23 protein-coding genes and 1 tRNA gene are annotated in these 25566 nt (G+C 39.7%); 15 read left to right on the forward strand and 9 right to left on the reverse strand.

The features are described 5' to 3' along the window. The first annotated feature begins 19 nt into the window (after nt 1-19). From H3U73_RS03310 to prmB, 4 genes are all read left to right on the forward strand, one after another. Complete coding sequence (locus H3U73_RS03310; RefSeq protein WP_232336195.1) at nt 20-655, forward strand: Smr/MutS family protein; 636 nt, start codon at nt 20-22, stop codon at nt 653-655. Between the two features lie 238 nt (nt 656-893). Further along, nucleotides 894-1406 (forward strand): DUF2062 domain-containing protein, encoded by a 513-nt coding sequence (locus H3U73_RS03315; RefSeq protein WP_084584930.1) that lies wholly within the window; start codon nt 894-896, stop codon nt 1404-1406. A 4-nt stretch (nt 1407-1410) separates the two neighbouring features. Next, complete coding sequence (locus H3U73_RS03320) at nt 1411-1917, forward strand: type IV secretion protein Rhs (protein WP_198190039.1); 507 nt, start codon at nt 1411-1413, stop codon at nt 1915-1917. A gap of 76 nt (nt 1918-1993) precedes the next feature. Further along, nucleotides 1994-2899: a 50S ribosomal protein L3 N(5)-glutamine methyltransferase gene (gene prmB, locus H3U73_RS03325; protein WP_198190040.1), complete on the forward strand. Its 906-nt coding sequence runs from the start codon at nt 1994-1996 to the stop codon at nt 2897-2899. Between the two features lie 44 nt (nt 2900-2943). Here prmB and H3U73_RS03330 read toward each other — a convergent pair whose 3' ends face one another. The 3 genes from H3U73_RS03330 to clpB form a co-directional block, all read right to left on the reverse strand. After that, on the reverse strand, nt 2944-3417 hold the full coding sequence (locus tag H3U73_RS03330; protein ID WP_084586808.1) for a CYTH domain-containing protein: 474 nt from the start codon (nt 3415-3417) through the stop codon (nt 2944-2946). A gap of 97 nt (nt 3418-3514) precedes the next feature. Next, nucleotides 3515-4834, reverse strand: coding sequence for a serine hydrolase (locus tag H3U73_RS03335; RefSeq protein WP_198190041.1), 1320 nt, complete (start codon nt 4832-4834; stop codon nt 3515-3517). Nucleotides 4835-5011: 177 nt separating this feature from the next. Next, nucleotides 5012-7585: an ATP-dependent chaperone ClpB gene (clpB, locus tag H3U73_RS03340; RefSeq protein WP_198190042.1), complete on the reverse strand. Its 2574-nt coding sequence runs from the start codon at nt 7583-7585 to the stop codon at nt 5012-5014. Between the two features lie 798 nt (nt 7586-8383). Here clpB and H3U73_RS03345 point away from each other — a divergent pair. Both H3U73_RS03345 and H3U73_RS03350 read left to right on the forward strand, forming a co-directional pair. Continuing rightward, nucleotides 8384-8686: a hypothetical protein gene (locus tag H3U73_RS03345; protein ID WP_100125493.1), complete on the forward strand. Its 303-nt coding sequence runs from the start codon at nt 8384-8386 to the stop codon at nt 8684-8686. Between the two features lie 1346 nt (nt 8687-10032). After that, the gene (locus tag H3U73_RS03350; RefSeq protein WP_198190043.1) at nt 10033-10254 is read left to right on the forward strand and encodes a hypothetical protein; all 222 of its coding nucleotides are present in this window, start codon (nt 10033-10035) and stop codon (nt 10252-10254) included. A gap of 110 nt (nt 10255-10364) precedes the next feature. Here H3U73_RS03350 and H3U73_RS03355 read toward each other — a convergent pair whose 3' ends face one another. The 3 genes from H3U73_RS03355 to yaaA form a co-directional block, all read right to left on the reverse strand. Continuing rightward, on the reverse strand, nt 10365-10847 hold the full coding sequence (locus H3U73_RS03355; RefSeq protein ID WP_198190044.1) for a DUF2321 domain-containing protein: 483 nt from the start codon (nt 10845-10847) through the stop codon (nt 10365-10367). Nucleotides 10848-10952: 105 nt separating this feature from the next. Continuing rightward, a tRNA-Ser gene (locus tag H3U73_RS03360) sits at nt 10953-11043 on the reverse strand. A 107-nt stretch (nt 11044-11150) separates the two neighbouring features. After that, entirely contained in the window at nt 11151-11933 is a 783-nt protein-coding gene (gene yaaA / locus H3U73_RS03365) for a peroxide stress protein YaaA (protein ID WP_198190045.1), read from the reverse strand. A gap of 210 nt (nt 11934-12143) precedes the next feature. On the opposite strand from yaaA, the gene H3U73_RS03370 reads away from it, so the two are divergent. The 3 genes from H3U73_RS03370 (at nt 12144) to H3U73_RS03380 (ending at nt 15803) form a co-directional block, all read left to right on the forward strand. After that, entirely contained in the window at nt 12144-13328 is a 1185-nt protein-coding gene (locus H3U73_RS03370; protein WP_084547706.1) for an O-succinylhomoserine sulfhydrylase, read from the forward strand. A gap of 157 nt (nt 13329-13485) precedes the next feature. After that, nucleotides 13486-13815: a thioredoxin TrxA gene (gene trxA / locus H3U73_RS03375; protein WP_198190046.1), complete on the forward strand. Its 330-nt coding sequence runs from the start codon at nt 13486-13488 to the stop codon at nt 13813-13815. Nucleotides 13816-14558: 743 nt separating this feature from the next. Then, nucleotides 14559-15803, forward strand: a complete 1245-nt coding sequence (locus tag H3U73_RS03380; RefSeq protein ID WP_198209166.1) for an MFS transporter — start codon at nt 14559-14561, stop codon at nt 15801-15803. Between the two features lie 105 nt (nt 15804-15908). On the opposite strand, the gene H3U73_RS03385 is transcribed toward H3U73_RS03380, so the two are convergent. The 3 genes from H3U73_RS03385 to aroA form a co-directional block, all read right to left on the reverse strand. Continuing rightward, the gene (locus tag H3U73_RS03385) at nt 15909-17297 is read right to left on the reverse strand and encodes a phosphomannomutase/phosphoglucomutase (RefSeq protein WP_198190047.1); all 1389 of its coding nucleotides are present in this window, start codon (nt 17295-17297) and stop codon (nt 15909-15911) included. A gap of 92 nt (nt 17298-17389) precedes the next feature. Next, nucleotides 17390-18430, reverse strand: coding sequence for a Holliday junction branch migration DNA helicase RuvB (gene ruvB / locus H3U73_RS03390; protein ID WP_025330817.1), 1041 nt, complete (start codon nt 18428-18430; stop codon nt 17390-17392). Nucleotides 18431-18510: 80 nt separating this feature from the next. Beyond that, on the reverse strand, nt 18511-19824 hold the full coding sequence (aroA, locus tag H3U73_RS03395; protein WP_198190048.1) for a 3-phosphoshikimate 1-carboxyvinyltransferase: 1314 nt from the start codon (nt 19822-19824) through the stop codon (nt 18511-18513). A gap of 193 nt (nt 19825-20017) precedes the next feature. Here aroA and H3U73_RS03400 point away from each other — a divergent pair, with 193 nt between their 5' ends. The 6 genes from H3U73_RS03400 (at nt 20018) to ndk (ending at nt 25538) form a co-directional block, all read left to right on the forward strand. Continuing rightward, nucleotides 20018-20635, forward strand: a complete 618-nt coding sequence (locus H3U73_RS03400; protein WP_198190049.1) for a hypothetical protein — start codon at nt 20018-20020, stop codon at nt 20633-20635. A 173-nt stretch (nt 20636-20808) separates the two neighbouring features. Beyond that, nucleotides 20809-21483, forward strand: a complete 675-nt coding sequence (gene cmk, locus H3U73_RS03405) for a (d)CMP kinase (protein WP_198190050.1) — start codon at nt 20809-20811, stop codon at nt 21481-21483. A 223-nt stretch (nt 21484-21706) separates the two neighbouring features. Continuing rightward, nucleotides 21707-23392, forward strand: coding sequence for a 30S ribosomal protein S1 (gene rpsA / locus H3U73_RS03410; protein WP_025330813.1), 1686 nt, complete (start codon nt 21707-21709; stop codon nt 23390-23392). Between the two features lie 6 nt (nt 23393-23398). After that, nucleotides 23399-23716: an integration host factor subunit beta gene (locus H3U73_RS03415; RefSeq protein WP_037395076.1), complete on the forward strand. Its 318-nt coding sequence runs from the start codon at nt 23399-23401 to the stop codon at nt 23714-23716. Nucleotides 23717-23863: 147 nt separating this feature from the next. Then, nucleotides 23864-25024: a cell division protein ZapE gene (gene zapE / locus H3U73_RS03420; RefSeq protein WP_198190051.1), complete on the forward strand. Its 1161-nt coding sequence runs from the start codon at nt 23864-23866 to the stop codon at nt 25022-25024. An 88-nt stretch (nt 25025-25112) separates the two neighbouring features. Then, entirely contained in the window at nt 25113-25538 is a 426-nt protein-coding gene (gene ndk, locus H3U73_RS03425; RefSeq protein WP_084585077.1) for a nucleoside-diphosphate kinase, read from the forward strand. Nucleotides 25539-25566: the final 28 nt, after the last annotated feature.

The following is a 25566-nucleotide window of genomic DNA, read 5'->3' on the forward strand; positions in this document are numbered from 1 at the left end:
TAATAGGATTTATATATGAATGATTATACAAATGGTTAAAAACTCATTTCAGGATCAATTGCAGCAACTGGGTAAACAGGCTAAAGCGAAACGTCTGGCAGAAGAGCAGCAGGCAAAAGAAGTACAAAAGCGCCAGACAGATGTCAATTTTGCTGAAGCGATCGGAAAAGATATTACGCCATTAAAGGCAAGAAATCAGTTTCAGCATCCGCGTGATACCAGCCCGATTAAATTGCGAACCCATCAGGAAGAATCAACAGACGAAAGCAGCTATTTTTATGTTGGTGAAAATCAGAATGATACTGCACCGCCAGTGTTCAGTAAAAGTGGTCGCGGTACGGCTGATATTAAGCGCTTGCAGGCGAAGCAATGGCCTATCGTAGCTTATGTAGATTTACATGGCTATCGTCAGGATGAAGCCCAGGAAATATTGAATGAATTTATAGATTATATTCAGCAATATGGAGTAGTAGGTGAAATAGTCCATGGCAGCGGACTGGGATCAAAGGATTATCAGCCTGTATTGAAAACACTTGTACGCCGCTGGTTAATGGCACACCCCGAAGTGCTGGCTTATGCCCAGCCAAATGAGCGTAATGACGGTGCAGTATATGTGCTGGTTAAAAAGAAACATCGTGCGTTTGAACGGGAATAAATTTGTATTTAATTACCTGCCTTAATCACTCAGCATAAAATAAAAGTGAAAATCAACAGAATCAGGTTAAACCGGATATTAGTATTAAATTATTATCATCGCAAATGTCTGATTTTTTTGTTTGATTTATAATTAAAAAATTAGGTTATGTTTTTTAGTATGGTAATCTGTATTGGTAATTTTCAAATTTGGTCTCGGCAAGATGATAGATAGAAGCCTAACCAAATGGATTCAGTATATGCGGCAAAAAATGCCAACACAGGCATCATTATTTGCTTCTCCATGGTTTAAACCATTTGCACGCTGGTTTGACAGGCCATATTACTGGCAGCTCAATCGAGAACGTGCTGCCTCTGCTGTAGCTGTTGGCATGTTTTGTGGTCTCATGCCCGGACCTACCCAAATGCTTACCGCTCTGATAGTGGCTTATGTGGTCCGCACACATTTACCCGTGGCACTTTTAACTACACTGTATACAAATCCGCTAACTTATATACCCTTATATTACTGTGCTTATCAGATTGGTGAGGGTTTATTATATGGTCAGTGGGGCAAAGCCATGCCTGAACTGCCAGAGTTTAAATTAGGTCATCTCGGGACTGAATTATGGCAATGGTTGATTCAGTTTGGTAAGCCTTTACTTTTGGGTGTGCCAGTATTGGGCATGATACTCGCAACCCTCGGATATATTGTGGTCTGGAATGGCTGGCAGTGGTTTGCCCGCAGACAGGTGACCACCATTCAGAAATAAAGACATGCAAAGATCATTAACGGATAACGAGTTGAGGTTGGTCAGAAAGTTTCTGGGTAATGCAGCAGACTGGACAAAAGTGCAGATAGTATGTGATGCATGGTGGCTAGTACATCCGCATGCTGCCATAACGTGCGGAAATCATATTATTTTTCCGGCGGCATATTATGTTGATGATTTTACTCAGTTAGATTTGAGTATGCAAGGCTGGCTGATGCATGAGCTTATGCATGTCTGGCAAAGCCAGCATGGTTTTCCAATTTTATTTGCCGGAGTTTGTCTTGCACTTAAAGCAGGCTACTATCAGGCTCGTGCCTACCGGTATCCACCGCCAGAAACAATTATCAGCCTTAATCAGCTGAATATGGAGCAACAGGCGAATATAGTACAGCATTATTTTCTGGCATTGAGCGGTGATAAACGGTATCAGCATTCACAGGTGGATTTTCGTCGCTTGCTTAAACCGCTTATCAGACATCCGGATAATCGTAGTCTGTTACCGCATTATTAACAGCCGGCTTTGGCCGGTTATTTTAGATAACTCTTAACTGTTATAATCCACACTTGTTTTATTGCCGGAGTGATACATGTCTGTATTTGAAGCAGCAGCGCAGCAACTGCAAACTGTACGTGATTTTTTACGCTTTACTGTGAGTCAGTTTCAAGAGGCAGAATTATTTTTTGGTCATGGAAATGATAATGCCTATGATGAAGCTGCCTACCTGATTTTACATACCTTACATTTGCCACTGGACACATTAGAGCCGTTTCTTGATGCCCGTTTGCTCGACACAGAAAAGTCACTGCTGTTACAGCTTGTTCAACGCCGTACCAGTGAACGCATACCAGTGGCTTATCTTACCCATCAGGCATGGCAGGGAGCGTATGAATTTTATGTTGATGAAAGAGTAATTGTGCCGCGTTCATTTATTTATGAGCTTTTAGGTGCACCGCTTCATCCATGGATTGAATATGATGAGCTGGTACACAGAGCACTGGACTTATGCACGGGCAGCGGTGCACTGGCTATTCAGATGGCACACATTTATCCGGATGCGATGATTGATGCTGTAGATATCAGTCTTGATGCGCTTGAAGTAGCAGGTATGAATATTGAAGACTATGGATTAGAAGATCGAATCAATCTGATTCATACCGACCTGTTTACCGGTATTGATACAACTTATGATTTAATCGTGTCAAATCCGCCCTATGTAGATGCCGAATCAGTCGCACAATTGCCAGAAGAATATCTGCATGAGCCAGAGCTGGCATTAGGCAGTGGGATTGATGGTCTGGATGCTACTCGGCAGATTATTCAGCAGGCTGCCAGATATCTTAACCCCAAAGGGGTATTGCTGGTTGAAATCGGGCATAATCGCGAAGTACTGGAGCAGGCATTTCCGGAATTGCCATTTACCTGGATGCCTACTAGTGGCGGAGATGGGTTTGTCTTTTTGCTGACACGCGAACAATTATTAGGTGAAGCGTAGATTAACTGTGATATATCTGGTTAGATTGTTCAGAAGTCTGCAAATTAAGAATTATGCCACGATGTAAAAGGCTTTCTGACCAGATTATTATTGTAATATCTGGGATCATCCGATACTTCCTGTCCTATCCAGTCAGGAAAAATAATATGCTCATCAGTGTGGTTTAATTCAACTTCAGCCACAATCAGGCCTTGATTCACACCTAAAAATTCATCAATTTCCCAGATAAGTCCATTTAAAGGTATGCGGTAACGATATTTTTCAATTATTGGCTGTTCTGCCATATGAGTGAGCATATGTCTGGCATCTGCAACCGGAATTGAATATTCAAATTCGGTACGGGTAATGCCACGATTTGTGCTTTTAATCGTTATCCATGCTTTATCATCACAAATACGGATACGTACGGTGCGTTCTTTAACCGTCGATAAATAGCCCTGACAAAGATGCTTAGCTGATGCCAGATTCCGCCACGCATTGCCTACTACCAGAAATTTACGTTCAATTTCCTGTGCCATAATAAAATCTTGTGAATTAACCTATATGCTAAAAAGCACCAGAAACTGTTTGGCAGTTAACTGGTGCACAGATTTGTGTCAGGCTGAATAATAACAGTTATGATGCAAGTCTGTTAGCAATTGCATTAAACATTAAAGATGCTTCCAGTGGCTGCTCTAGAAAAGAGGGCTCAGCTTTAGGCCAGGTAGACCATTGTACAATAACCAGCTTCTGTTTCTGATTAACCATAATAATCTGTCCGTAAATTCCTAAAGCCCACATGCTGTCCTGACTGTTCAGCCCTGTTTTTGGAGAAACATCATTTACACTAGCCGGTACACTATTATTCCACCATTCATAGCCATAACTTCCTTCCGGATGCAGTTTGCTGACTGAATTTTTCGCCTGATTCCAGTTACGGGAATCTTTAACCCAGTTTTTAGGTAATATTTGCCTGCCATCTGGCAGCGTACCATTATTCATTACGAAGAGGCCAAATTTACCCCAGTCTTCAAGCGTGGCATTAAATCCGTGTGCACCCACATCATGTTGTCCCACGGTATAACTGTGCCACACACCATCTCTGTTCATACCGAATGGTTGCCAGATTTTATTCTGTAGATATCGGGCAATACTTTCACCAGTTGCTTTTTCCAGTGTGTCTCCTAGCAGCCATGCACCACCGGATGAATAAGACCATGCTTTACCGGGCTTAGCATATGATTTGCGGCCGGGTGCTTTTACCAGACTGTTAACGCACGTATAAGTATTAGGATTGGCCTCACATTGAGTAAGTTGTGAAAAATCAGATTTCGGATCAGTGTAATCTTCGTTCCAGTTCACACCAGAAGTATGCTGAAGCAGTTGACGAATCGTCACGTGCTCCCATGCTGTTCCTCGTACATCTGGATTATATTTAACTATCTCATCATTCAATGATTTGATTTTACCTTCTTTCAGAGCAATACCTACTAGTGTAGAAACCACCGATTTACCCACTGAGCGTGATGTCCAGAGTGTAGTAGGATTATTACCATTGGCGTAATAATCCCATACTACTTTGCCATCTTTAATTACCATCATTCCGGTTACATTATTACGCTTTAAATAATCTTTTAGCAGATATGACTGACCGTGAATCTGATAATTTACATTAGACAGATTTTGAGGAGCTCTGGGCAGTGGCAGGCCATGAGCAGCATGAAAAACATCACCGGGATAAGAGCGATAGTCATTACGAAAGCCAATTGCCCGTTGTTGCTGATTCCAGCTTAACATGTTTTTGACATCCGGTAATTTTTTATCCAATGGGGCAGGGCAATTGTTGAGACCTAATGATTTACAGCTATTTGGCGTAGTTGCTGCATGAATATTAAAACTGGTAGTTAAACACAGAGTTAATAAAGCAGTTTTAAAAGTTTTATTTATCATTTTCATAAAATATTCTGTATATCATCTAAATTATTATCAGGTATCTTAGAAGCTTATAAATGCCACCAATATTTAATGTAATAATTTCAATGATTTTGGTTTATTAATTTTATAAAATAAAAATATAAGGTTGATTTGAAATTAAAAAGAAACCTGCTGTAAAGCAGGTTTCTCAATTAATAATCAGGCAAAAGTCAAAATACCATCCTGAGCCGTTAACATAATTGTACTGTTAGGAGCATAGTCTCCAGCCAGTAATTCTTTAGCCAGTGGATTTTCGATTTCGGTCTGAATAGCCCGTTTCAGAGGACGTGCGCCATAGACCGGATCAAATCCCACCTTAGCCAGTACATCTAAAGCGGCATCATCAACCTGTAAATGTAAATCCATTTTTTCCAGACGCTGACGCAGACCGGCAAGCTGGATATTAGCGATAGCACGAATATTGGACTGGTTAAGACTATGGAATACAACAACTTCATCAATACGGTTAATCAGTTCAGGACGGAAGTATTGTTTAACTTCATCCATTACTACTGCCTTAATCGCAGCATAATCATCGCTTTCCATTTTCTGAATTTCCTGACTGCCAATATTGGAAGTCATAACGATAACCGTATTTTTGAAATCAACTGTACGTCCCTGACCGTCAGTTAAACGACCATCATCCAAAACTTGTAACAAAATGTTGAATACATCCGGATGAGCTTTTTCAACTTCATCCAGCAAAACCACACTATAAGGATTGCGACGTACCTGCTCAGTTAAAAAACCACCTTCTTCATAACCAACATAGCCGGGAGGCGCACCAATCAAACGCGCAACGGAATGTTTTTCCATATATTCCGACATATCTACCCGAATCAGATGGGTTTCGCTATCAAACAAAAAGCTTGCCAGAGTTTTACACAACTCTGTTTTACCTACACCGGTGGGGCCGAGGAACAAAAAGCTGCCATATGGTTTATTCGGGTCTGATAAACCGGAGCGTGAGCGGCGGATTGCATCTGCTACAGCGCGTACAGCTTCATCCTGTCCCACGACACGTTCATGTAATACTTCTTCAATTCTCAATAGTTTTTCCCGTTCACCGGCCATCATTTTGGATACCGGAATACCGGTCATACGCGAAACAATTTCGGCAATTTCTTCTGAACCTACTTTAGTGCGTAACAGCTTGTTAGGCTGATTATTCTGTTGCCCATTGTCAGCAGCCTGTAACTGTGATTCAAGCCGGGGTAATTCTTCATATTGCAGCTTAGCCACTTCTTCCCATTTACCATTACGCTTAAGCGCATCCATCTTAACTTTTAGCTGATCAATCTGCTCTTTAATTGTAACGCTGCCTTGAGCTTTGGCTCGTTCTGCTTTCCAGATTTCATCCAGATCAGCAAACTCACGCTTAACATTATCCAGCTCTTCATCCAGCAGTGCCAGACGCTTTTTGCTGGCTTCATCATCTTCTTTCACCAGAGATGCGCGTTCAATTTCCAGCTGTATTTCACGGCGTTTAAGCTTGTCCATACTTTCAGGCATAGACTGGCTTTCAACTTTAATTAATGATGCAGCCTCATCAATCAGGTCAATGGCTTTATCTGGTAAGAAACGGTCGGTAATATAACGATTAGATAATTCAGCAGCAGCTACTATTGCCGGATCAGTGATTTCTACACCATGATAGATTTCATAGCGTTCCTGTAAGCCACGTAAAATGGCAATGGTATCTTCAACTGTCGGTTCTTTTACCAGTACTTTCTGGAAACGGCGTTCCAGAGCAGGGTCTTTTTCAATATATTGACGATACTCATCCAATGTTGTCGCGCCGATGCAATGCAATTCACCCCGCGCAAGAGCCGGCTTGAGCATATTACCTGCATCCATAGCACCATCGGCTTTACCGGCCCCTACCAGTGTATGTATTTCATCAATAAAAATAATGGTATTGCCTTCGTCTTTAGCCAGATCATTAAGTACTGCTTTGAGACGTTCTTCAAACTCACCCCGGAATTTTGCACCAGCAATCAAACTAGCCAGATCCAGCAAAAGCAAACGCTTATTTCGCAAAGAATCCGGAACTTCATTATTCACAATTCGTTGAGCCAGACCTTCAACAATGGCAGTTTTACCTACACCCGGTTCACCGATAAGTACAGGGTTGTTTTTAGTACGCCGTTCAAGCACCAGAATAGTGCGCCGGATTTCATCATCTCGCCCGATTACGGGATCCAGCTTACCCGAACGTGCTTTTTCAGTCAGGTCAGTTGTATATTTTTTCAATGCTTCACGTTGATCTTCTGCGTTAGGATTATCCACACTTGCGCCTCCGCGAACGGCATCTATAGCCGAATTCAATTTATCTTCTGTAACACCAGCCTGTTTAAGAATACGTCCGCATTGTTCGTTTTCCTGAACAGCGCCAAGCAAAAACAACTCGCTGGCTATATAAGCATCATTACGTTTAATAGCAGCTTTATCCATCAGATTGAGAATGTGCTGCAATTCAGTACTGGGTAGGATTTCACCCCCCTGACCGGATACTCTGGGTAAACCATTAATAGTAGAGTCAACCTGCTGTTTAACTTGTGCAACATTTGCACCAGCCTGAGTAAGTAAAGCAGCACAGCCACTATCATTATCATTCAGTAAAGCCTTCAATATAAATACGGCTTCCAGATAACCGGCATCCTGTCCTAAAGCAAGACTTTGTGCATCTTGTAAAGCTTGCTGAAACTTTGCGGTAAGCTTATCGAATCTCATCAAAATTTCCTTTAGTTATATTTTCATTAACAGATATATTGGTATCAGAAAATTAATGTCAAGTACCAGTATGAATAAATATTTTGATTAGATTTAAATTATTGATTTATAAAAAATAAACCTAAATGTACTTATATTTTTTTATTTATGTTCATTGAGGAATTTAAGTCTAAATTTCCTTTTTGGTAGGATTTATAGTGCATCATCAATGTTATTGAAACAAAATCTATACGAATAGAAATTGTGAGCGTTTGTCAGGATATTTTTAATTCAAAACATCTAAAGTTACTGAACTTGAATTTCAATTATGTTGTTTTGCTTTTTCAATTTACTTAATCAATTAAAAACGTTTTAAAACATATATATATGATTGGTTGTTTTGATTATTCAGCCTTTACTATCATTTTAAATTCCTTCAGAATTTCACAATTTTTGTGAGTATATCTGTGGATAACTATAAAAAAACAAGGTGAATCAATCCAATTTAAGCGTGATTAATTTTTGTGCAATTGCTTTGCTTATATCTCTAATATTTTAAGAAAAAAGTACTTGAAATTTTGATTCAGAATTTTAAATTTCTCTATTCACGTATTTGTGAGAATAAAGATAAATTTTTTAACGAATGTAATATCAGATATTTAGATTAATAATATCTGAATAACTTAAATATTAATTCAATTTCTCAATGCTAATTTCTGTAAATGGTGTAAAATTTAGATATTGAGATTTTTTTAATATATATGAGCCATGAGAACTGAAGAGTTTAATAAATGCCGTGAATTTCTTGAAGGGCAAATCATGCGAACTCCTGATAATAAAGAGTTGATTGCTACTTATCAAAAATTGCTCGAACTGAAAAGCATTTATGATACAGAAATTCATATATCAATGCTGGATAAAAAAGCCCGGAAAATGGAGTTTCAGCAACATGTTCAGACAAGTTTATCTTCAGGATCCAGTAGTACTGAAGATAATCCCGAGCTGAAAGATGGTAATTCCAAATATACTGAACTACAACAAAATCAACCTAATTCGATGTCAAATCAAACAAACTGGTATAACTATCAGCGAATCAAGCATCATGATTTCGGGAATAGTTAATTAGTTTCACATGGTAGAGTATAAAAAATATGTCTATGATATGTATGTTAAAATTGTAAAATAAAAGTTTCATGATATCGACGCAAAACTTTTATTTTACATATCACAATTATTTGCTGTATCTTTTAAAAACTATAGTAAGAATTTAGTTTTTTTATAAGTAGATAATCTTTCGTATAGAGTAGTCATTTCTACTAATATTTTCTAGCTAAGACAGTCTATGCAGTTTTCTGCTATTTATCCCATTAAAGCATTAATATCAAAAATTTTTTTGATAATTGGCAGAAATATTGCCAACCAAGAATAGTGAAATGAGTGGTAAAAATTATTTATTTCATTATGCAATTTACTTAGACTTATTCTTATAAAATATTCTAATATTTTGGAAATAACTGTGATCAGCAGGTTAAAGGTTTTGCTTAAGGCTTATCAGTCTTTATCTTAGCTTTTTTACAATCTACTTTCCTTTTTAATGTGTAATTCAATGCAGTATTTTATTTTTTATCTTCGACTTTAAGCTAGATAAATGAAATTTGAATAAAATTATCGTAGTAATATATCCGTTTTATAATTATTTAGTCTGTTAAAGTTGATTAGCATAGGACGGCATGCCGTAAACGGTGCAGAAAGACAGTTTCTGCGCATCGTTGGGAGATTCTGGGTATAAGTGGTGCGCGTAGCTGACGGACATGATAGAAAGACAATGGCAAGTCTATAGTGCATCGGTAGGGAGAACGACTAGGCAGTTAACCTGAAGTTTCGTTGATCGAAGCTCGCGACAAGACCTGCTAACTTTGTAAATAAGTTTGGAGCGGTATATCGACCCATCGAACAGAGAAACAAGACTGCGAAGCCTTGCGCATTCATTAATCGAAGGTAAAGACGTTCCGCGAATGCGCCCTAGTCGTGATTGTGAACGATTCGCGCGAACCCAATTACGCATGCAATGGAAATCGAAGCTTCAAACCTACGCTTAACCGATTACTGTCGAACCTATCGTAAAAATATTATGAAGTCCGATGTTATCACCGTGCTTAAATCTATATGGCAGACGAAGATTAAAGAGAGAACTACCTTCACGGGTGCATCGAAACCATCTTGGATTATGCAAAAGCGATGGAATACTGTGAAGATGACAACCTCGCCGCATGGAAGAGAGCGCTAGAAACAATACTTGGTAAGGTAGGTTGAGAAGTGAAGGCGCAACCATCTTTATTTTACCGCGAAATCAGCACGTTCATTGTCGAACTGAGTAAGCATGAAGACGTGTCACAGCGCGCCAGCCATGAAAGCGAAATTCGGAATATAGCCGCGAACAGGCGAAGCAAGCAGGCCGTCCGGCGAAGGTGCGTGCGGCGATGCTCGAAAGCAATGACGTTGCCGGTGTCATCTTTCATTCGCGCGGCTTCCTTGTTTGCTTCAATGCCAAAACCCATTCGAAGTTTCGTTACGATACGATGAAACGTTGGTTTTCAGACGTCAACAAGCGGATGACAGACAGCATCGCGCTTGGGGAATTTATACCGAAAGTCAACAAGGCTATCGGCAGCATTTACAGCAGCTTATAAAATAGGCGTTTGTTTCGAAAGCTTTAAAGCGCGTTCGCATGTGAATTCACAGTACCAGAAGGACTATGCCCGACCTTCATACCGGCTTTTTTTCGTTTAGCTGCGGCTGTTTAGCCCCAAATCGCTTTCTTGGCTGATTCGGTCAGAACGTCTACAACAATATCCCGAACACCGGATGCGATAGACTTTCCGACCTTGCCCATTACCTTCTTGAAGCGAAGCGACGCAACTTGCGTCTTCGGACTGTCTTTCGTTAGCTCTGTCAAGTCGGAACGGAATTGTTGCATTTCTTCGGGGGATAGATTCGCCCCAACTTCGACCAACTCAATGGCGCTTGCAATCTTTCGTTCAGTCCAAGGAAACGGTTCACCGCAGTTGTGGCAGAACGCAGGGGGTTGGTATTTGCCGAAGGTCCATATTCCGTATTCACTCTGATAGCGGCCCCGAATAAATACGCTGCAGTTAGGACAATTGGTGATGGTCACTTCGCCACACTTCGAACAGAATGCTTCTTGATGTTCGGGCTGTACATCTGCTAAGGCTGTTACAACATGCCCGTTCAGGCAGACCTGCGCGACTCGATACGTATCCATGTCCTCCCTTCTTGGCAATGTCTGCTTCGTTATAGATTTTTATGTGGGATAATATATGAGATAAAACTAACATTAATTAGTCATTTGTTTATTTTATTTATTATTTGGCGGAAGCGGTGAGATTCGAACTCACGGAGGGCTATCAACCCTCGACGGTTTTCAAGACCGTTGCATTAAACCGCTCTGCCACGCTTCCGTCTTTGAAGATGCGCATAATAGACGATTAATACGGATTTGCCAAGTGTTTTGTATAAGCAAACAGCGAATTTCTGGTTAAATCGTTCATTTTATTTTTGATTAAATTTAGTGATGGCTGTTTTCGTCACGCAGGAATACCCACTCTGATTCACTGGATGAAGCTTTATCATAATAATAGCCATCATAATCGAATTCTTTTAACTGTTCCGGATCTGTTAGCTGATTTTCTGCTGCAAAGCGCATAAACAAACCTCGCGCACGCTTGGCATAAAAGCTGATAATTTTATATTTACCGTTTTTTTGATCTTTAAAAACAGGTGCAATAACAGGTACAGATATTTTTTTAGTATTTATTGCTTTGAAATATTCTTGTGACGCGAGATTAATAAGTACTTTATATTCTTCTGACTGTATATTCTGTTCAATGGTGTTGGTAATGATGTCTCCCCAGAAAGTATATAAATCTTTGCCGCGAGCATTTTTAAGTTTAATACTCATTTCTAAACGGTAGGGCTGAATTAAATCTAAAGGTTTAAGAACACCATACAAACCTGACAGAATAGACATATGTTGTTGCAAATAATCTAACGCAGATTCAGTTAAATGCAGCGCATCCAAGCCATCATAAACATCACCATTAAAAAGATATACAGCCTGTTTGGCGTTTTCAGGTGTAAAAGGGGGCTGCCAGTTATAGTAGCGTTCGGCATTTTGTAAAGCGAGTTTATCGGAGATACTCATAAGAGTAGCAATTTCGTGGGGAGCCAGTTGTTGTAGTAATGGCATCAGTAGTTGTGCCTGATCCAAAAGTTTAGCTTGCGTATACTTTTTGGTAGGAATTTCTACTGATTCATTTAATTTTTTTGCTGGTGAAATGACAAAATACATTTTTTATCCTTATTTTCAATTATTTTTTCCAAAATATATAAATTATCAAAATGCATGATAAACATATACTGAGGCACTGCTATTTGCTTGATGTATGGGGCTTGAAATAAAGAATACTATATTCTTAATTTATAAAAGCCGGTTATTTGCACAATTATAAAAAAAGCGGCACAATTCTTTACTCAATATTTATAGATAAATTAAACAATCATGTCTACTTTACAATTGCATCCTGAAACTATCGCCATCCGGGGTGCTAAGGAACAAACTCCTTTCAATGAACACAATTCTGCACTGTTTCTGACCAGTAGTTTTATGTTTGAAAATGCAGAAACTGGCGCATCTTTATTTGCCGGTTCTACACAGGGTTATACTTATACACGTACTAATAATCCTACTGTTGCGGCTTTTCAGGCAAGGGTAGCTCAGCTCGAACAGGGAGAGGCAGGTCTGGCAACGTCTACAGGAATGGCTGCAATCAATGCTACTTTTCTTGCTCTGTTAAAAGCTGGCGATCATTTGGTAGCCAGTAAAAGTTTGTTTGGTACTACGATTGGATTACTGAATAATATTTTGCCACGTTTTGGGATTGAAGTGACTCTGGTGAGTCAGACTGATATTACTGAATGGCAGGCCGCTATCCGTCCTAATACCAGAATGCTTTTTGTTGAAACGCCGTCTAATCCGCTGAATGAACTGGCTGATATCACTAAACTTGCAGAAATTGCACATGATAATCAGGCTATACTGGTTGTTGATAACAGTTTTTTATCGCCGGCTTTGCAACAGCCGCTGCGACTGGGGGCAGATTTATCAGTAGAGTCTGCTACTAAAGCGATTGATGGTCATGGGCGTGTAATGGGAGGAGTTATCTGCGGCAGTGCTGCATTGGTAAACGAAATTTTTTTACATGTCCGTACTACCGGTGAAGTGTTGTCACCTTTTAATGCATGGATACTCCTAAGTGGTTTGGAGACTTTGTATATCCGCATGGAAAAGCAGTGTGCTAATGCGCTGGAAGTAGCTCAGTTTCTTTCGACGCAACCACAGGTAATAACAGTACATTATACTGGTCTGTCTAATCACCCGCAGAAATCACTGGTGCAAAAGCAACAGCAAGGTGGCGGAATTGTTGTAGCTTTTGAGGTTAAAGGTGGTGAAAAAGCTGCCTGGCAGGTAATTGACATGTTAACTCTGTTTAGTAAAACCGGAAATCTGGGCGATGTTAAATCAACTGTCACTCATCCATGGACAACTACACATGGCCGTATGCCTCCGGAAGCCAAGCTGGAAGCCGGAATTCAGCCCGGCCTGATTCGCTTATCTGTCGGTTTGGAGCATGCCTCTGATTTAAAAGCTGATTTGGCTAATGCATTAAGTAAGATAAATATTTGATGTATTGAAAATAATTTTCAGATTAATTTAAACAGCTATTAGTGTTTTGTGTATATGGTATCTAATATCATGTAATCACTTAGTTTTATTTTACTATTGCATTGATAGCTGATTAGCTATATTTTATATAGAAACCCGATAATAAAAGGAAACCATAATGAGTAGCGATTTAATTGTTCATGTAGGTGATGGCAATTTTGATAAAGAAGTTTTGCAGGCGAATGTGCCGGTACTACTGGATTTCTGGGCTCCCTGGTGTGGGCCATGCAAAATGATTGCGCCGATTCTGGACGAATTGGCTTCGGCTTATCAAAGTAAGCTGAAAATTGTGAAACTTAATGTAGATGAGAATCAGGATACTCCTGCTAAATTTAATGTTCGTGGTATACCCACATTGATGATATTTAAAGATGGCGCCAGTGTTGCTACAAAAGTTGGAGCTTTGAATAAAGGACAACTGGAAGCATTTATTAATGCATCTATTTAATAATTTCTAACTAAATTAAGAATTATTTCGTGCTTTTGAATAAACTGAATCATATATAAGCCAGATAAATAGCTTAATATGATTTAGTCTTTCAAAAGCATAATTTTTTATTATTTGTTTTTATCTATTATTTTGTAGCTGGCTGGTTTTTCAAAATTTTCTCTAATCCATTAACTGCAAGTTAATTTGTATAAACTGAATAAATATTCTTATAATAAAGTTTTTTACTAGATTAATATAAAAAATAGATTTAATGTCTTATAATTTTATTATTTATTGAATTTAAATAATAATTAATCCATTACCAAAACATATAATACTATCGCTATCAATATTTATAATTCATAAAATATTTGTTTATGTATTAATCTTGAGCTTAATTAAAATTGTGTTTATAAAACTTCATTTAATACTTTTGTTCATGCTATGATGTTTTTTGTGTCCTGTGTAAATATGGTGTAAATCAAAAATCCGATAATTAGTGAAATATAGTTATATTTGTAAAATTGAACAGAATATTTTATTAATTTGACATTTTGAAAGCATAATATTGTTCTAATAATGCTTAAGTTTGATTAATGTTTTATTTTTTGTTTAAATTAATGTAATTTAATTATATTTTTTCTTATTTTAAGTATTTGGGAACTTTATTGTGTACGTAACACGGGTTTTGTTAGAATGATTTTGTGATATTTCATTCGGAATTAAACGAAAGCGAGTACGCTATGAATCATAAATCCAATATGTCAGTTTCTCCACCAAATGCTGATCAATCCAGTGCATTAAATAAAACGTTTATAATTGCCTGGTTTATTTGTGCCATTTTTTATTTTGTACAATATGCATTGCGCTCGGCCCCAAGTATTATGCAGGCTGAAATTATAGACACTTTGCATATTTCTAAAGTTGAAATGGCTGGCATTATCGGTCTGTATTTTTATTCATATGCTTTCTTTGCGCTGGTATCAGGTGTGATGCTGGATCGTATCGGGCCGCGTTTTACTGCCTCGTTGGGTATTATTTTAGTTGCTATTGGTTGCGTGCTATTCTGTTCCGGAACAGTTATTACTGCTCAATTCGGTCGATTTCTGCAAGGTGCAGGCTCCGGGCTTGCTTTTACCAGCGCGGTATTTCTGGCCACACGCGGCTTTCCGAAAAAATGGCTGGCAACTGCTGTCGGTATGACTCAGTGTTTCGGTATGCTTGGCGGATTTATGGGACAAGCTGTTGTATCGCCGATTATTAAAAATCAGGTGCTGACATGGCAGATGTTCTGGATAGTGGCTGCTGGTATACTGGTTGTGGTTTTCTTTGGCTCAGTGTTATCTACACCACGTACTCGTGAAGGTAAAATTGACTGGAGTGGTTTGAGCCATCCTTATATTGTGGTATTGAAAAATCCACAGTCTTACATTTGTGCTTTCATCGGTGCCATGATGTTCCTGCCTACCAATGTTGGTAATATTGCATGGGGAAATCAGTTTTTACAGGACGGACTGATTGCTAAAGATGATATAGCCTTACGTTTGGCAATGGTTCCGCTAGGCTGGGTAATTGGTTGTCCGATTTTAGGTTATTTATCTGATGTAATTGGTCGCCGTAAGCCAGTTGTGATGGGTAGCCTTATTGCTATGGGCATTACTGGTGGTTTTATTGTTTACTTGCCTGATGTTATGCCGCCTTTTGTGATGGGTTTATTATTCGGTATTGCTTCCGGTGCGGCAATGATCCCTTATACGATGATTAAAGAAGTGAATCCTGATGAAGTTAAAGGTACAGCTACTGGTGTGATTAACTTTTTCGTATTTGTGATTAGTGCAATTATGACCAATATGTTTAATATTCTGATTGACCATCTGACAAAAGCAGAAGGTCAGCTGAATTTGAAAGTTTTCCAGACTGCTGACTATGTTTTTGTAGGTGGTTTGATTCTTGCATTTATCATGACAATGTTTGTTCGTGAAACCGGCAGTCAGGCTAAAAAATAATGTTTGAGCGGATATAATAATCGGCTTTAAATTTAAAACGGCTACTTTATGTAGCCGTTTACTTTTATATATTCTAAGTCAGAAAATTATTGGACTAAAGAAAATTCAGTCCCAGTTTAAGTCCGGATTTTGAGCAATAACTGCTTTGAACTGAGCGATAATATTGGCTAAAGCTTGCTGATTATCAGCTTCAAAGCGTAATACTAGTACAGGAGTGGTATTGGAAGCTCTCATCAGGCCGAATCCATCTTTAAATTCCACACGCAGTCCGTCTATAGTGATGCGCTCAATCTCATTTTCAAAATGTGCATTTTGTGCCAGACTGGAAATAATTTCATGTCCGGTTTGTCCGGCCGGAACAGCAATATTCAGTTCTGGTGTAGAAACTCCTTCAGGTAAATCATTCAAAACAGCAGAAGGATTCTTATGTCTGGATAAAATTTCCAGCATACGTGCACCGGCATATAATCCGTCGTCAAAGCCTAGCCAGCGTTCTTTGAAGAATACGTGACCACTCATTTCACCGGCTAATAATGCATTGTGTTCTTTGATTGCTGCTTTGATAAAACTGTGACCAGTTTTGCTCATGATAGCTTCACCACCATGCTGTTCAATCCAGGGTTTTAATAATCTGGTGGATTTTACATCATAGATAATTTTTGCTTGCGGATTGCGTGCGAGAACATCAGCAGCAAAAAGCATTAGCTGACGGTCAGGATAGATAATCCGTCCATCTTTTGTTACAACACCAAGACGGTCACCATCTCCATCAAAAGCTAGTCCGATTTCGGCATCGCTTTTTTGCAATACCTGAATTAAATCCTGTAAATTGGCGGGTTTAGCCGGGTCAGGATGATGATTGGGAAAATTGCCATCTACTTCGCAAAATAATTCCTGTACTTCACAGCCCAGAGCACGATATAAATCGCCGGCATAGGCTCCAGCCACACCGTTTCCGGCATCAATAACAATTTTCATTGGTCGCTGGAGCTGAACATGATTAGTTATATAATTAATATATTCTGATGCAATAGGTAAGGGAACAACATTACCGGTATGTTCAGATTGAGCGGCAAGCTCGTCGGATTCGATAATTTTACGTAAAGCCTGAATATCATCTCCAGCCAGAGTAGTTCCAACCAGCATCATTTTAAAGCCATTATAGTCGGGCGGATTGTGACTGCCTGTAATCATGATGCCGCTGCCTTGGCAATGTTCAACAGCTGCAAAATACAGCATTGGTGTGGCAACCATACCTATATCGATTACATTGATACCACAGGCAGTAATGCCCTGAATCAGACTTGTTGCCAGAATCGGACCGGACAAACGGCCGTCACGTCCTATTGCAATCTGATCAACTCCTTTGCTGAGGGCTATTGTGGCAATAGCACGGCCAATCAGTTCGGCAGTATCTTTATTCAGTGAAACATCTACGATGCCGCGGATATCATATGCTTTGAATATGCCGGCATCTATCTGTTTGGTATTCATGTGTTTTTTCCTTGTTTGTTCCTGTATTTGGATCGAGGTATGTTTATATTTTATTGGTATTTGAAGATAAAACCGGAATATTGGTGCAACAATTAAGCTTTATTGCCGGGTGTAGGTAAACCAAAATGACTATAACTTAATTCAGTGGCCATGCGTCCTCGCGGCGTGCGCTGTAAGAATCCTTGCTGAATTAAATAAGGCTCGATAACATCTTCGATGGTATCAGTTGATTCACCAATTGCTGCGGCAATATTATCCAAGCCGACAGGTCCGCCTGAAAATTTGTATAAAATTGCTTCCAGATATTTACAGTCCATAACATCCAGTCCGGACTGGTCAATATCCAGCATTTTTAAAGCCGCATCTGCTGTAACAGCATTTATTTCACCCTGATGTTTTACTTCTGCATAATCTCGTACGCGTCTGAGCAGACGATTAGCGATACGCGGTGTGCCGCGACTGCGTCTGGCTATTTCTGCCGCTCCGGTATTATCAATTTTGAGTTGCAGAAGCTGAGCCGATCGGCTCACAATCGTAGTTAAATCTGCATTATTATAAAATTCCAGACGTGAAACTATACCGAAACGATCTCGCAATGGGTTTGTTAACATGCCGGCGCGTGTAGTTGCTCCGACCAGAGTAAATGGCGGAAGATCGATTTTAACTGAACGCGCAGCGGGTCCTTCACCAATCATGATATCCAGCTGATAATCTTCAAGTGCCGGATACAATATCTCTTCTACTACAGGATTCAGCCGGTGAATTTCATCAATGAAAAGTACATCATGCGGTTCCAGATTGGTAAGCAGTGCGGCCAGATCGCCTGCGCGTTCGAGTACAGGTCCCGATGTCTGACGTAAATTGACGCCAAGTTCATGAGCAATAATATGTGCCAGAGTGGTTTTACCAAGTCCCGGCGGACCAAACAATAAAGTATGATCCAGAGCTTCGTGCCGTATTTTTGCTGCCTGAATGAATATTGAAAGCTGCTCTTTGGATTTGTGCTGACCTATATAATCTGATAACGCACGCGGACGCAGAGCTCGTTCGAGTAGCTCTTCCTGTGCTGAAGCTGTCTGCGGGCTGATGACGCGTTGTGGCTGTGCGCCTGATAGTTGGTCTGTTTGTAACATGAGTAAATAAAAAAATAAATTATATCAATATTGAACTGAAACCTGAGTAAATAGAAAACAGACTAAGTAAAGTTATGATTTTAAACAGGTGTACACATGCTGGCAAAAACCTGAAAATATTCTGGGAAGGTCTTATTGACACACTGCGGATCATCAATATAAACAGGTGTTCCTAGTAAACTGATAAGTGAAAAACACATGGCCATTCTGTGGTCATCATAAGTGCTAATATGAATATCTGAATGTAATTTTGCCGGTGGTGTAATACTGATGCTGTCTTCAGTCTCTAATACTGTGGCACCTAGTTTACGTAATTCGCAAGCCATGGCATTGATTCGATCAGTTTCTTTAACACGCCAGCTGGCAATATTGCGAATATGACAGGTACTTTTGCTGGCAAGAGCGACGATAGCCAGTGTCATAGCTGCGTCAGGGATATTATTAGCATCAATATCAAAAGGCAGAATGTTCCGATGTGGGGCACGGGATATTTCAATAAATTGTTTACCCCAGTGTACAGTTGCTCCGATTTTTTCAAGCTCTTGCACAAATGCTACATCACCTTGAATACTTTGATTGTCTATGCCGTTGACACGAATAGGTTTTCCTGAAATTAAGCCGGCAGCAAGAAAGTAGGAAGCACTGGATGCATCTCCTTCCACATAAATTTGAGCCGGAGCATGGTAACGTTGTCCTGCATTCAGTCTGAATGTCTGATAATGATCATGTTCAACGTCTACTCCAAACTGTTTGAGCAGATTCAGAGTAATTGCGATATAAGGTTTAGAAATTAATTCACCTGTAACTTCGATAGTATACTTTTTACCTGTTAATGGTAGAGCAATGAGTAATGCAGTTAAAAACTGGCTGGAAACATTACCTTTAACACTAATATGATCAGTATTCTGTTGCCGGATTTCATGAATTTGTAATGGCGGAAAGCCGTTTTGTCCTTTATACTCAATCTCGGCGCCTGTCATTCGCAATGCATTAACCAAATCGCCGATAGGACGTTCATGCATACGATTTACACCATGTAAATAATATTCACCGCCTGTTATCGCCAGTACTGCTGTTAATGGTCTGAATGCAGTACCTGCATTACCAAGAAATAAATCGGCTTTCTGTTTAGGAAAGTTACCCTGACAACCATATATTCTGATATTTAAACCAGAGTTAGTACTGTCTACGGGAAGATGTTCAATTCTAACGCCAAGTGTTTTCAGTGCTTCCAGCATATAGCGGGTGTCATCTGAATCAAGTAAATCATAAATTTCACTGACATTATCTGCCAATGCAGCAAGGAGTAAGGTGCGGTTGCTAATACTTTTGGAACCGGGCAGATTAATACTGGCAGGATGACAGGTACAGGCTTTTAAATGCAAGGTCTTCATGTATAAATTGGTAAATTTGAGGTATTTGATTGAAAGTTTATCAGTTAATTGTACTGTGGGATATGCATATCAATCGCAAACAGGATAAATATACATAAAATCGGGAACCATGAAGGAGTATAATTTAGCTGAGCAGCAGTAATATTGGTTATAATAGCAAATATATTAATATATTAATTTAGTAAGTATAAATATGAATTTTGATTGGCGCTGGTCTAAACCCAGTACAGTTTGGTTATTAATGATACTGGCTGTTCCTTTTGTTCAGCAATTACATATCAATCCTGACTGGGTATCCTATGTAGAAAATACACAAACCATTTTTCTGCTATTTTGTTTTTTATTTACTTTACTTTCAACTTTATGCAGTGGTTTAAAAGGAAAAGAAAAAGCATTCTGGCTCTGGGCATCATTATGGTGGCTGGTATTGCTGGGTCGTGATCAGAACTGGGGCAGGCAAACTTTTTCCGGATATTCTCATGCTGTATATCATGGAATTGCTGCTGTACTGATTTTAGGTCTGATTTTAATGTTGCTGTGGCCGCGGCTGCGTGCAGGAATCCAGTATTATTATCATCAGCCGTTTCCTGTATGGAATTTCCTTTTGGCTGCAGCCGGCTTTCTGCTGGCTGATGCAATTGAGCGTGGTCGCTGGATTGCACAGTTTATTTTGTTAAATCCGGTTTATGATGATATGCTTGAAGAATTGTATGAATGTCCGTTTATGCTTGCATTATTTACTGTCTCTGCAGTATTGCAATGGCGAACAATTATGCAGAAGAAAAGATCTTTAAAGCAGGTTAAGGTGTAATATTTTATTGATACAGATAAAAATTGAGCCATCAGAGTTTGCTAACCAGTCTGATGGCTCATTAGTTTTTGATATAAATGATATCAGTTTGTGTTTAGAACGAATTTTCTGATATATAAATATAATTCAGGACAATCTATAAGGCTGAAAAGAGCTTGTTAAAAGGTACTAATATGGTTGCAATACAATCAGAACCGCGATTAAAGGTAATTGCAATTGATGGTCCCAGTGCATCTGGAAAAGGAACGGTAGCAGCACGGGTAGCGACTATTTTGTCCAGAGATTATCTGGATTCCGGGGCGCTTTATCGATTAACTGCATTATATGCGCAGCAACGGAATATAAACTGGCATAATGAACATGATGTGGCTGCTCTCGCACAAGAACTTCCGGTAGTTTTCAAGAATGATTCGATCATTCTGAATGGTGAGGATGTAACATCAGCTATACGGACAGAAAGTATTGGCATGGGTGCATCAGCTATTGCGGCACTGCCTGAAGTACGGACTGCATTGTTACAACGTCAGCGAGATTTTTTAACTCCAAGAGGACTGGTTGCTGACGGAAGAGATATGGCTTCTGTTGTTTTTCCGCAAGCCGAACTCAAAATATTTCTTACAGCCAGTGCGCAAGTACGGGCGCAGCGGCGGGCTTTGCAGTTAGGGTTGGCTGTTGATGGTCCGGACTTTATGCAAATTCTTACTGATATTGAAAAACGTGATCAGGCGGATCGTCAGCGTACTGTGGCACCGCTTGAGCCAGTCAGTGATGCAAAAATTTTAGACACTTCCTCTCTTAATATTGAAGAAAGTGTGAAAAAAGTACTTGATTGGTATCGAAAAATCTAAAATTAGGTTATAATTAAACTTTTTGTACTAGCATTCTTAGCATTTCAATATTTGAAAATGTTTGAATTTTGTACTAAATAATTGTTTTACATGTTTTATGCTGACAGGCTTGTAATAGATGCCGGCAGTAATTATATGGTTTGACTGGCACAGTCAGGGTGTGCCGGTTTTGATTAACTAACTTTTGTATCCCCTGACGATACCTGTTTGAGAACATAAATATATGACTATGGAAAATTTTGCCCAGTTGCTGGAAGAAAGTTTCACCTTGCAAGAGATGAATCCCGGCGAAGTCATCACCGCAGAAGTTGTTGCCATAGACAATAATTTCGTCACTGTGAATGCCGGTCTGAAGTCAGAATCTCTGATTGATGTGAGCGAGTTCAAAAATGCAGCGGGCGAGATTGAAGTTAAGGTTGGCGATTTTGTTACCGTAACTATTGAATCTGTGGAAAACGGTTTTGGTGAAACCAAGCTGTCACGTGAAAAAGCCAAACGTGCTGCTGACTGGATCAAGCTGGAAGAAGCCATGGAAAATGGTGAAATTCTGTCTGGCGTGATTAATGGTAAGGTTAAAGGCGGTCTGACTGTGATGATCAACAGCATCCGTGCATTCCTGCCCGGTTCGCTGGTTGATGTACGTCCGGTTAAAGATACTTCTCACTTTGAAGGCAAGGAAATTGAATTCAAAGTAATCAAACTGGATAAACGCCGTAACAACGTTGTGGTTTCACGCCGTGCTGTTCTGGAAGAAACTCTTGGTGAAGAACGCAAAGCCTTACTGGAAAACCTGAAAGAAGGTTCAGTAGTGAAAGGTATTGTGAAAAACATTACCGATTACGGTGCTTTCGTTGATCTGGGTGGTATCGACGGTCTGCTGCATATTACTGATCTGGCATGGCGCCGTGTTAAACATCCAAGCGAAGTGCTGGAAGTTGGTCAGGAAGTTGAAGCTAAAGTATTGAAATTTGATCAGGAACGCAGCCGCGTTTCTCTGGGCTTGAAACAGCTGGGTGAGGACCCGTGGAATGGTCTGGCCCGTCGTTATCCGCAGGGTACCCGTCTGTTTGGTAAAGTTACCAATCTGACTGATTATGGTGCATTTGTGGAAATCGAACAGGGCATCGAAGGTCTGGTACACGTTTCTGAAATGGATTGGACTAATAAGAATGTTCATCCAAGCAAAGTAGTTCAGATGGGTGATGAAGTAGAAGTGATGATTCTTGAAATTGATGAAGATCGTCGCCGCATCTCTCTGGGTATGAAACAATGTCAGGCTAACCCATGGCAGGAATTCGAATCCAACCATGAAAAAGGCGATAAAATCAAAGGCGTTGTGAAATCCATTACTGACTTTGGTGTATTTGTCGGCTTGCCTGGCGGTATCGATGGCCTGGTTCATCTTTCTGATCTGTCATGGACAGACGGTGGCGAAGAAGCTGTACGTCAGTTCAAGAAAGGTGAAGAAGTTGAAGCTGTGGTTCTGGCCATTGATGTTGACAAAGAACGTATTTCTTTGGGTGTAAAACAGCTGGCTGGCGATCCGTTCAGTAATTATGTCAGCGTAAATGACAAAGGCAGCATCGTAACCGGTAAAGTGAAATCACTGGATGCTAAAGGTGCTGTTATTGCATTGGCTGATGATGTTGAAGGCTATCTGCGCGCATCAGAAGTTTCAAATGATCGTGTTGAGGATATTCGCAACGTCCTGAAAGAAGGCGATGATGTTGAAGCTGTGATTACTACGGTAGATCGTAAAAATCGCAATATCAATCTGTCTATTAAAGCTAAGGATGCTCAGGAAAGCAGTGCTGCTATGCGTTCGTTGTCTACTAACAACAATGCTTCAGCCGGTACTACCAGCCTGGGTGATTTGTTAAAAGCTAAATTATCTGGTGAAAGCGAATAAGCGGTTATGACGAAGTCGGAATTAATGATTCGCCTGGCGGAATTATATACTGCTAATAATGATAGTACTGTATTAAATGCTAAGGACGTTGAGCAAAGTATAAAGATTCTTGTTGATACGATGACTCGAGCTTTAGCTAAAGGTCAGCGAATTGAAATTCGTGGATTTGGTAGCTTTGATTTAAATCACCGTCCAGCTCGTGTTGGACGTAATCCTAAAACAGGTGAAAAGGTGTCAGTACCGGAAAAATATGTACCGCACTTTAAACCTGGTAAGGAATTACGTGAACGTGTTGACAAAGCTCTCGTATCTAAAGATAAATAATTCTGTTTTATTTTAGATAGACGTTAACGCCGCAGTTTCTGCGGCGTATTTTTATTTTATGGTGGTCGGATGTTAAGTAGGTGTGCTAAGGTTACGTCTTTTAACTTTTGCTAAATACAATTCTGACATCCAGAAGAAATCAATCATATGACCACATCAGTCTTTGTTGCTCCCGAATTTAATAATCAAAGCCCTCTTACTTGGTATCAGGCTGCAGAACAGCAACCCGGATTCATACATGATGCAGCTCAGTTACGTGCAATTAAACAACTGGACAGACTCTGGACAGAGTTGATGATGTTCAAACGTAAACGAAACCGCTTTCTCGGGCGCAGTCTGCGTTCGCCGCGCGCACCGAAAGGCTTGTATATGTATGGTGGAGTCGGGCGTGGCAAAAGTTTTTTAATGGATATTTTTTTTGGATGTTTACCATATCGGCGTAAACGCAGAGTCCATTTTCATGCTTTTATGGCAGAAGTGCAGGAACGATTAAAAGATCATCATAGTCAGACTAATCCATTAAGTGCAGTCGCACAGGATATTGCTCGTGAAGTAAGAGTGTTGTGTTTTGATGAATTTCATGTCAGTGATATCGCTGATGCCATGATTCTGGGAAGATTACTTGAGGGCTTATTTGAGCAGGGTGTGGTTATGGTGGCTACGTCCAATTATGCTCCGTCTGAGCTTTATCCGCAAGGTCAGAATCGTTCCAGTTTTTTGCCTACTATTGCACTAATTGAAAAAGAGCTGACTATTTTAAATGTAGATGGCGGTGAAGATTATCGAATGCGTACATTAAAGCCGGCAGATATATTCTATATACCAGCAGATGCAAGCAGTGAACAAAAATTAACAGAGTTATTTCACAAAATTAATGGTGAACAGGAAATTACTGGCGGAGAAATTGAAATACTTGGGCGTAAATTACCATACAAAGCAATTTCTGATACAACAATTTGGTTCGACTTCAATACATTATGCTGTGGTCCGCGCTCACAAAATGATTATCTGAAACTGGCAAAAAAATTTCGCGTATTAATTTTGTCAGACATACCCAAAATGGGATCTAGTCAGATGGCTGAAGCTCGACGGCTTACCTGGTTAATTGATGTTTTGTATGATTATCGTATCAAGCTATGTGCCAGTTGCGAGGTCGCTATAGATGATATCTATACAGACGGCGATTTCGCCAACGAGTTTACTCGTACAGCCAGCCGTCTTACAGAAATGCGTTCAGAAGAATATTTAACTTTGCCTCATTTAACACTTGATAGTGAAAATGCAAGTATAGGAAAAGATATTAAATAAGACTGAATTTTGTTAAAATGACAAGATATGTTTTTTGAAGCAATTTTGCGGCAAAAAATTAGTATATTCAATATTTATGGAAACAAATATGACTATCGAGCGCACATTATCTATTGTTAAACCTGATGCAGTTGCTAAAAACGTTATCGGACAGATTTACAGCCGTTTTGAAAATAACGGGCTGAAAATTATTGCTGCTAAAATGAAACATTTGTCTCAAGCTGAGGCTGAAGGTTTTTATGCTGTTCATAAGGAACGTCCGTTTTTTGCAGATCTGGTAAATTTTATGATTAGCGGACCAGTGATGATTCAGGTGCTGGAAGGTGAAAATGCAGTCGCCAAGAATCGAGAATTAATGGGTGCAACTAACCCTAAAGAAGCCGCTGCAGGCACAATTCGTGCTGATTTCGCTGATTCAATTGATGCCAATGCTGTTCATGGCTCAGATAGCCTTGAAAATGCAGCTATTGAAATTGCATATTTTTTTGCAGCCGATGAGCTATGCGCTCGTTAATACTGTAAATAAATTTGCTGAACTTAGT

The organism is Snodgrassella sp. W8124, from assembly GCF_016100875.1.
Classification (GTDB): Bacteria; Pseudomonadota; Gammaproteobacteria; order Burkholderiales; family Neisseriaceae; genus Snodgrassella; species Snodgrassella alvi.